The organism is Nesterenkonia sp. AN1 (assembly GCF_000582475.1).
In the GTDB taxonomy this organism is placed as follows: Bacteria; Actinomycetota; Actinomycetes; order Actinomycetales; family Micrococcaceae; genus Nesterenkonia; species Nesterenkonia aurantiaca.
On the sequence record NZ_JEMO01000037.1, the window covers coordinates 1 to 8675 of the forward strand.

Consider the following 8675-nt stretch of genomic DNA (forward strand, 5'->3'; position numbering starts at 1 on the left):
CGCTCAACTGGGAAGAGCCCTCAAAGGAGCCCCCATGGAGGACGGCAGTCGGAACAATCGACGCAGAACCGCTCCGGCGTTCTACGGTGACGGTGCGCTAAGGTTCCAGGCCATCAGCAACATCGATTTCTCGCGCGTCTCCGCACGGGACCTCGTCGAGCTGATCGACCTCACGTTGAACCATCTGTCTTCGCGTGAGCCGGATCCCTCGACGAGCTGAGGCATTCACTGCCACGCGGACCGATCCCGCCTCTTACACCTAGGGGCGACGCCCGCCCGTAAGCCGATGGGTCACGGCGAACGGGGACGTGTTCACCAGTGAATCGTCCGTCTGTACCCATCAACTGCGCACTACGAGCTTGGGGGCCTTGCATCTCGCGTGAGTCTGCGGTGTCCTAAGTGGATGGGACTATTCCTGGCGACCGCCGGCGCAGTGATCGGGATGACTTTGATGGTCCTGGCTGTGCACCAAAGAACGAAAACCAGCCCAGACGAACGAATACGATTTTTCTCGACACTGCGTGGAGATCAGCGTCGGCAAGTTTGGCGCTACGTTCTTCCCGGAGCCCTCGTTCTAGGAGTTTCGGGAGGATACCTAGTGAGCCACTTGCCCCTGTGGGTGCTCGCCCTCGGGGTGACACCAGCGATTCCGATCCAACATGTCCTGATCTACCGGCACAACAACCAGATCCGCACTCGGACGGATGCCGTTGCGTAGCCTCGACGAGACAGAACATGGCGGCCGCCTCCCGCCCTCGAACTGCGGGACCCCTGATCGCGGAACAGCAGCATTTAGGTTAAGGCTATGAGAGCTAAAGCTGCTACATGCGGATCAGTAGGTACGGCCCTGCTCATCTTCGGTCTTTCTTCACTGCTCGGCGCGGCCGGATCTGTTCTTCTCGGCACGCTCGGCGGGCTCGGTGTTGCAGCTGGCATCGCGTTCTTTGTCATAGGGGTGGTGCTGTACTTCCGCGATGCCACCCGAGACCCGTTGGTTCAGTCGAATCGCCGCCGAATGCACCCGGATCCGCAACGTCTACGCTCGATCACGCTGAAAAGCGCACGGTGAGGGATCCTCCACCGGGCACATCTAGGAATGTGCAAATGAGTCAGGGGTAGGTTCGGACCCAGGTTTCTTAATCCCCCGCGCGTCGCCACCGTTGAGGTGAGTTGTCCGACTCACCGTCTGACAGCCAAACGGTCGTGTCTGGGCTCCACGCCACCACGCCGAATTCTCCGCCCGGGGGTGGTCTTCAATTGCTCTAAAGCCAGGAACGCTATGGTCTTCCGCAACGGTTTTAAGTACGGTTGAAAAATGGAGGTGAACGTCATCCCTACTGACAGCGCTACGATCCGTCAACGCCAAGAGGCGTACGCCCGAGCGCAGCTTGAAAGTGGTAAACCGTGGCCTCGCAAATGGAATGTCTTGATAGGCAAGCCAGGTGCAGCTAGCGTCCGGCGGCACTGCCTGATTGCTGCGGTGTTCCTGGTGCAAGCAGCAATAGGACTGTTCACTCTAGCGCCTGGGCTAGGAACGCAGTCAGATACATCGTTTGGGGGTCTCGCCTGGTTTTGGGTCGCAATGTTCCCTTTTGCGTGTGCTTTCGCGTGGAGCGCGCTCCGACTTCACAAGTTCAACAGTGAATCCTCACCCTGACTGTGCCCTCTGAGGGATCTTCTACCGTGCGCGCACTTCTCGAACTCGCGGAGCCCCATCGGTGTTCCATTTAAAGAGCGTTAGGTGCCAGAGTTCAGGCTGCTTACGTGACGGGTCAATCAGACCTTGGGCACCTAGACGCTCTAGCGTTTCGCGGACTCTCCAGGAGGACGGTGAGCCTCCCGCGGCAACTACGTCCTGCCATTCCGCTGCAGCGTCTGCAGGTTCAATGCCGACCGATCTCAACGCGTCGTGATCACGGAGATCAGCAATGCGAGCTGCGTCCACGCTGAACCGCAGCACTTCGAGGTCGGGAGCTTTATCGCGTGTGTGAGCGACCATCGCAGCGTCAACACCCGCTTGCGACGAGCTGAGGTACAGCGTTGGCACACCCGGCGGCGAGTATCGGCCAGCGGATCGGGATCCTGAAAGAGCTGCCTCACGATATGCGGGGTCGACAGCTCGGAAGAATGATCCTGTGACCGTGCGCATGAGTGCACTGTCTCGACGGATCACTGGTTCGCCGTGGTCCATAGCAACGACTTCCTTACCTCTACTGATCATCTCAGGTGGCCCACTCCCTGATTCTCGTGGATCTGTTACCCAGCGGTCTCATGTTCGCATGATGAGGTGCATGCCAGTCCTTTCGAGTGCCACATCGGTGAAGCCGCGGGATTCATAGAGGCGACGTCCTGGCGGGTCAGCAGTCAGTGTGACGTAAGCCCCCATTGGTGCAGAGTCCTGCACCTGTCTTAGAAGAGCATCGAGGATGGCGCTGCCAATGCCCCGGCCTTGGTGTGCAGGGAGAATGGCCATATCCGCGATGAGGAAGTACCAGCCACCGTCTCCGACGATGCGCCCCATGCCAACCACATTGCCGTCGGGATCAATTGCAGTGCGAATTGCCCACGAGCCGGAGATGGCCGCAGAGGCCTGCGCGGGTGTCTTCGGGGACAGGTTGCCCTCGAGTTGAATATTCGCCGTTGTGAGGTCCAGCAGTAGCGCGGAACAGAGCCAATCCCAGTTGCAGTCGTTATTGTGTTTCAGAGCCAGTAATGACGCGGGCGAGAGCCACCCGGCTAGGCTCCTTCCACCACGTGAGGGCACGTGGTGGAAGGAGTTAATTTCAATGGTAAGAAAAATCAAGGCCAAGACGATACTGAGTCTTCGAGCGCAGGGCCTCTCCGGACGAGCGATCTCGGTCTCGCAGGGCATCTCCAGAAACAGCGTCGCGGAGGTCTTCGAGGCCGCCGACCGGCTCGGAGTCGACTGGGACCAGCTCCACGAGCGTCCCGATGCCGAGGTGTATGCGCTGTTGTTCCCCGGCCGGGGTGAACACCAGAGCGTGTTCGTTCAACCCGACTGGGACCAGGTGCACCGGCAGCTGGCCAAGATCGGGGTGACACTGAAGCTACTGCATCAGGAGTACCTGGACACCTGTGCCGCCTCGGGCCAGCCGGCCATGAGCTATGACAGGTTCTGCAAGACCTACCAGCGCCACGTCCTGGTGGCGGGGGCCGCCTCCAGGGTCGGGCACAAGGCTGGAGTCAGCGTCGAGGTCGACTGGTCGGGCCCCACCATGGAGCTCAGCGACCCCAGGACCGGCAAGACCTCGAAGGTGTATCTTTTCGTCGCGTGTCTGCCGTTTAGCCGGTACGCGTTCGTGGAGCCCTGCCTGGACATGAAGCAGGCCAGCTGGCTTCGCGCTCATGTGGCGATGTTCGAGTTCTTCGGAGGGTCGGTGCCGCGGATCGTGCCGGATAATCTCAAGACCGGGGTCATCTCTCACCCCAAAGAGGGAGAGGTCGTGCTCAATGACGCTTACCGGCAGCTGGCCGGACACTACAGTGCAGCCGTGTTGCCGGGCAGGGTCCGGCGCCCGAAAGACAAGGCCAGCGTGGAGAACACCGTCGGACACATCGCCACCTGGGTGATCGCGGGACTGCGCGAGCGGTCCTTCACCACGGTGGAGGACCTGCGTACGGCGATCGGTGAGCGCATGGAGGCCTATCATCAGGAGCCGTTTCAGAAGCGGGCGGGATCCCGGGCCGGGGTGTTCACCGCTGAGGAGCAGCCATTGCTTCGGCCGCTTCCCGCGGTGGCTTATGAGATCAGCAGGTGGGCCTACGGGCGGCGCGTGGCGCGCAACAGCTACGTGGCGTGGCAGCGGAACCACTACTCGGTTCCCATTACTCATATCGGGGCGAAGGTGGATCTGCGCATCACCGAGACCATGGTGGAGATCTACCGTGATGATCAACGACTGAGCAGTCATCGCCTCGTGGGCCCCGGTGAGGTGAATCAGTACCGGACCAATGACGCTGACCTGCCGGAGGACCGGCGCTGGAGTCAATGGGACGGACCCCGGGTGCGGGGCTGGGTGGAACGGATCGGCCCCGGTGCTGTGACGGTGATCGAGCGGATCCTGGAGTCCGTGGCCATCGAGGAGCAGGGCCTGGACGCCGCGCTGGCGGTGCTGCGTCTGTCTCGTCGCTACTCTGCCGGAAGGGTGGAGGCCGCCTGCCAGTTGGCTTTGCGTGGCCAGGTCAGGTCCCCACGGTATGCGCATCTGCGCCCGATCTTAGAAACCGGGCCGGACAAGGCCCAAGCGCCCCAAGAGGCTGGTGCTGCGGTGGAGTCTGGTGGCTACGTGCGCGGAGCCCAATACTACGCGGGAGGAAACCGATGAGCCCGGTGGATATCGAAACCAAACGCAAGCTGCGCGAGATGAATGCCGGGGACCTGCTGGCTGCCATCGAGACCCAGGACGAGTCCTTGAGCACGGGCCTGGCCTTCGAGGAGCGGATCCAGCTGCTGGTCGATGAGGCGTATTCCTCGTTCAATCATTCCAAGATCACCGGGCTGCTGCGCCGGGCCGGGCTTCGGTATCCCAACGCTGATCTGCGGCGTGTGGACCTGATCGAGGAACGTGGTCTGGCGCGCACCATGCTCACCCAGTTGGGGACCTGCTCGTTCGTTGAGCGGCGGCAGAACGTGGTGTTCCAGGGTTTCACTGGGTCGGGGAAGTCCTATCTGGGATGCGCGCTGGCCAAGCAGGCCTGCCAGCATCGGATCCGCGCTCACTACATCCGTATGCCTGATCTTGAAGAGGCCTGGGCTCAGGCGCAGGACAGGCCCTCCGGTGCCACGAAATTCTTGAAGAAGTATGCCTCGTTCACTGTGCTGGTGATCGATGAGTGGCTTCTGGATCGGCCCTCGGAGGCGATGCGTAGCATGCTCCTTGAGCTCATGGAGCGCCGCTACGATGCGACATCGACGGTGTTCTGCACGCAGTACCAGCAGAAGGACTGGCACCAGCGCCTCGGTTCAGGAGTCCACGCCGATGCGATCATAGACAGGATCATCCACAACACTGTCTGGGTGGAGACTGGGACCTACAACATGCGCGAACACACCAACATCGTGAATGGGTAGATAGCGGCTGAGAGCGCCAGTGGCTCCGAGCCAAGCGGCTGCTGGCGCTCTTCGGCAATAACGCTGGTACCCGCACGCAATATCTACAGGCTCTCAACCCATCAAATACTCAGCGGCTGGCGACCCACCACACTCTTCATCCGGGTGCGCCGATACCGTTGCGCCCACTGCGCCCGAGTCTGGCGACAAGACACCAGCCGCGCGGCGGCACCACGAGCGAAGCTCAGCCGCCACGCGGTGCTCTGGGCGCTGAAATCACTGGTGATCGACCGCATGTCGATCACCCGGATCGCCGCCAGTCTCGGCGCGGCCTGGCACACGGTCAACGACGCCGTGCTCGCTGCTGGCCGGCAGTTGCTGATCAATGACCCTGCCCGTTTCGACGGGGTCGAGGTCTTAGGGGTGGATGAGCACTGCTGGCGCCACACCGGGCGCGGCAGCCGCTTCGTCACGGTGACCATCGATCTGACCCCGATCCGCGACGGCACCAGCACCGCCCGACTCTTGGACATGGTCGCTGGCCGTTCGAAGCAGGTGTTCAAGACCTGGCTCGACGCCCAGACCACAGACTTCCGGGATGGGATCGAGGTGGTCGCCATGGACGGATTCACCGGATTCAAGACCGCCGCCGCCGAAGAGCTCCCACAGGCCACCGCGGTGATGGACCCGTTCCACGTGGTCGTCCTCGCAGGAGACGCGCTGGATCGATGCCGACAGCGGGTCCAGCAAGACACCCTGGGCCACCGGGGCCGATCTGGTGACCCGCTCTACGGGACCCGAAGAACTGAAGCGCACCGGCGCTGAGCTGCTCACCGACAAGCAGCACCAGCGGCTGCAGAAGGTCTTCACAGTCGATGAGCACGTCGAAGTCGAAGCGACCTGGAGGATCTATCAGAAGAACGTGGCCGCCTACCGCAACCCCTCCAAGAGCCAGGGCAGGGAACAGCTGGAAGCCGTGATCGAGTCACTGCGCCAGGCAGTACCGCGCCGACTCCATGAGCTGATCAGCCTGGGGAGGACCTTCCATCGCCGGGCTGCTGACATCCTGGCCTATCTCGACAGGCCAGGTACTTCCAATGGCCCCACAGAAGCCATCAACGGCAGACTCGAGCACCTCCGCGGAACCGCCCTGGGATTCCGGAACCTCGCTCACTACATCACCAGATCACTGCTCGACACTGGAGGATTCAGACCCCTGCTACACCCTCATCTGCGATGAGCCGGTTTGTTCCCTCATGGACCAGACTGGTTCCCTCTCATCAGGGATGCGAGTGAGTGAAGCCCCGCCGATGCTCCTAGCCATCGGGGGGGGGGTTCGTTGCGCTGCTTGCGCAGCTCAATGACCGCGCTTGCTAGGTGAACCGCCCTGGGATTCTTGGAGACTCTGGTCTGTCCCGGGTTTGATGGCGTCAGCATTTCTTGGTTCTCATGCCGCGGTGATAATCCGGTTGCGTTCATATTCTATGGGCGTGACCCACCCGAGCCGGCCATGTCGGCGTTGGCGGTTGTGCCAAATCTCGAGGTACTCGAAGATCGCGTTGGCAAGTTCCACACGCGTGTTCCATATCCGGGTATCCAGGAGTTCGACCTGCATCCTGGACCAGAACGCCTCGATCATGGAGTTGTCGTAGCAGTCCCCGACCGAGCCCATCGTGGGAAGCAGACCAGCCGCCTTGGCCCTGGTGGTGAAGGCCCACGAACCGAACTGCACCCCTTGATCCGAATGAATAATCGTGCCCTGTCCGGGACTCGCGCCGAGCCTGGTATCGATGGCCATGCCAAGAGCGTTGGTGGCCAGTGCTGCGGTCGGTGAGGAATCGATCGACCAGCCCACGACTCGACGGGAGAACGTGTCTAGGACGACGCAGCAGAAGAGCTTTCCTTCGCGAGTCCGATGCTCGGTGAGATCAGTGACCCACAACCGGTTGGGCTCCTGGCGTGTGAACCCACGTTGGACCAGGTCGGTGGCGATCTGATCGGGCAGGATCCGTCTCCACTTGCGCCGCCCCGTCAGGCCCTTCAGACCGGCCCGGCGCATCAACAGGCCCACTTGTAGATGCCCGACGGCGATGCCCTGACCCATGGTGAGCTCGGCATGGACTCGCCGCACACCGTATCGGCCGTGAGAGGCGGCGTGGACCTGGGCGATGACGCCGGTGAGCCATTCGTGGCGGATCGCTCGCTCGGAAGGTGCCCTGTTGCCCTGGGCGTAGTAGCCCGACTCCGCGACTCCGAGGACTCGGCACGCGACCTGGACTGGCAGGCCCTGGGTGGCGATCAGCTCGACCGCCGTGTGCCGCCTTTTGGGCTGGTGTCGGCTTTCAGCACCTCCACCGCCTTCGTCGTGACGGCCAGCTGCAGCTCCAGTTCAGCGATCCGTTTCTTTGCCGCGCTGAGTTCAGCGTTCTCCGCGGTGGTCAGTCCTGGGATCTCGCCACGGTCGATCCGGTCTTGTCGGCGCCAGGCGTAGATCGTCTGGTCGCTGATCTCCAAGTCGTGGGCGATGCTCGCGACGCTGCGTCCAGCGTGGAGCAGGTCCAGCACTCTGCGCCGGAACTCTGCGGGGTAGCCTCTTCGTCCCATCTGGTCCTCCTGTGCTCAGGACATACAGAATCCACGAAATCCGTACTCCTCGGAACCCGGGACAGACCAGAGCCTCCACTAAACCCGTCACGAGACATTGGAGCAGAGATTCTCGATGGTGCCCGCTTAGGGATGGTTGAGCGGGCATTGTTTACACGACCTGTGCGGACAGCCTTCAGGTCAAAGTAGCTACTTTAGTCCACACATTAATGATCAGCTTGTGTGTAACTATTACTCAGGCAGTGTTCAGTATTCCATCAGCTTATCTAGCTAGTGGACACTCATTCGAAAAGGTCCAAGGACAATGACACCTGGGTTATTTTTTACCCCGTGAGTACCGCTCTCCTAATTGCCGGCGTATTAGGAGGTGCACTCCCCGGCTCCTGTTCACACGTCTGCGGTCACCGAAGACCCCCTTGAGCGATGATCTCTCCTGGGAGGACGTATTCCAGGAAGAACGTGAGAACGACCTTGATCAGCTGGCCGAGTTAGGCGTTCCTGAGGAAGGATCTGACCCGGTGAATCCCGAGGACTTCTTCAAGGATGCTGAATCTATCCCGTTCGTCGAAGCCGATTCATGGGACGAGGCAGAGGAAATCATCGAAGATATTCTTAGTGAGGATCCGTCCACTGCCGAAACTATTTCGGCCTTCTCTTCGACTACAGCGACACCTGTGGCATCTAAGCGGTATGGTCCTTGCGTCCTCTACCCCCGTCACGTCTGGCTGCGGCAGTCCTCAAAACTATGGTGCAGTTGGCACGAAGCCACTTACGCAGTGTGACAAGGGAATCAGCGTCTCTCGCATTACGCATGAAACCAAGATGCACTACAAGTGGGGGTCTCTGGATGCGCGGTGCGGGGCCTTGGAGTCGTCCACCTCCCGGACGGATACAAGGCAGACGCCGTACGCATTGCCTTGACCAACGCGTTCAAGGACATCCCAGAGCCGTTGCGCCGGCCCCTTGACCTGGGGATCGTGGTCGGGAAATGGCAGAGCAT

Annotated in this window: 9 protein-coding genes and 1 pseudogene; 6 read left to right on the plus strand and 4 right to left on the minus strand. The window is 61.2% G+C overall.

What is annotated here, in order from left to right:
- Together BG28_RS13630 and BG28_RS15545 are read left to right on the plus strand one after the other, a co-directional pair.
- Window positions 1-220: hypothetical protein (locus BG28_RS13630; protein WP_235181135.1), on the plus strand; the 220-nt coding region annotated here is incomplete at its 5' end.
- Window positions 221-805: 585 nt separating this feature from the next.
- On the plus strand, window positions 806-1069 hold the full coding sequence (locus BG28_RS15545) for a hypothetical protein (RefSeq protein ID WP_152539312.1): 264 nt from the start codon (window positions 806-808) through the stop codon (window positions 1067-1069).
- Window positions 1070-1678: 609 nt separating this feature from the next.
- On the opposite strand, the gene BG28_RS15165 is transcribed toward BG28_RS15545, so the two are convergent.
- Both BG28_RS15165 and BG28_RS15170 read right to left on the minus strand, forming a co-directional pair.
- Window positions 1679-2221: an RES family NAD+ phosphorylase gene (locus BG28_RS15165; protein ID WP_369797265.1), complete on the minus strand. Its 543-nt coding sequence runs from the start codon at window positions 2219-2221 to the stop codon at window positions 1679-1681.
- A 48-nt stretch (window positions 2222-2269) separates the two neighbouring features.
- Window positions 2270-2809, minus strand: coding sequence for a GNAT family N-acetyltransferase (locus BG28_RS15170; RefSeq protein ID WP_200869365.1), 540 nt, complete (start codon window positions 2807-2809; stop codon window positions 2270-2272).
- Between BG28_RS15170 and istA the strand changes: the two genes are divergently transcribed.
- The 3 genes and pseudogenes from istA to BG28_RS13650 form a co-directional block, all read left to right on the plus strand.
- Window positions 2787-4346, plus strand: a complete 1560-nt coding sequence (istA, locus tag BG28_RS13640; protein ID WP_036478091.1) for an IS21 family transposase — start codon at window positions 2787-2789, stop codon at window positions 4344-4346. The genes BG28_RS15170 and istA overlap by 23 nt on opposite strands.
- On the plus strand, window positions 4343-5092 hold the full coding sequence (locus BG28_RS13645) for an ATP-binding protein (RefSeq protein ID WP_036478093.1): 750 nt from the start codon (window positions 4343-4345) through the stop codon (window positions 5090-5092). The genes istA and BG28_RS13645 overlap by 4 nt, the downstream gene beginning before the upstream one ends.
- 81 nt (window positions 5093-5173) lie before the next feature.
- Window positions 5174-6311: pseudogene (locus BG28_RS13650) on the plus strand (ISL3 family transposase); the annotation flags it as partial.
- A 207-nt stretch (window positions 6312-6518) separates the two neighbouring features.
- On the opposite strand, the gene BG28_RS13655 reads toward BG28_RS13650, so the two are convergent.
- Window positions 6519-7373, minus strand: coding sequence for an IS3 family transposase (locus BG28_RS13655; RefSeq protein WP_152539313.1), 855 nt, complete (start codon window positions 7371-7373; stop codon window positions 6519-6521).
- Window positions 7370-7675: a transposase gene (locus BG28_RS13660; protein ID WP_036478096.1), complete on the minus strand. Its 306-nt coding sequence runs from the start codon at window positions 7673-7675 to the stop codon at window positions 7370-7372. The genes BG28_RS13655 and BG28_RS13660 overlap by 4 nt, the downstream gene beginning before the upstream one ends.
- Window positions 7676-8091: 416 nt before the next feature.
- Here BG28_RS13660 and BG28_RS15550 point away from each other — a divergent pair, with 416 nt between their 5' ends.
- Window positions 8092-8457, plus strand: a complete 366-nt coding sequence (locus BG28_RS15550; protein ID WP_152539314.1) for a hypothetical protein — start codon at window positions 8092-8094, stop codon at window positions 8455-8457.
- Window positions 8458-8675 lie beyond the last annotated feature (218 nt).

What these genes read in the sequence shown, in the direction of transcription:
- BG28_RS13645 (WP_036478093.1), top strand. Translation starts at nt 4,343, where the DNA reads ATGAGCCCGGTGGATATCGAAACCAAACGCAAGCTGCGCGAGATGAAT.
- BG28_RS13660 (WP_036478096.1), bottom strand. Translation starts at nt 7,675, where the DNA reads ATGGGACGAAGAGGCTACCCCGCAGAGTTCCGGCGCAGAGTGCTGGAC.
- istA (WP_036478091.1), top strand. Translation starts at nt 2,787, where the DNA reads ATGGTAAGAAAAATCAAGGCCAAGACGATACTGAGTCTTCGAGCGCAG.
- BG28_RS15545 (WP_152539312.1), top strand. Translation starts at nt 806, where the DNA reads ATGAGAGCTAAAGCTGCTACATGCGGATCAGTAGGTACGGCCCTGCTC.
- BG28_RS15165 (WP_369797265.1), bottom strand. Translation starts at nt 2,221, where the DNA reads ATGATCAGTAGAGGTAAGGAAGTCGTTGCTATGGACCACGGCGAACCA.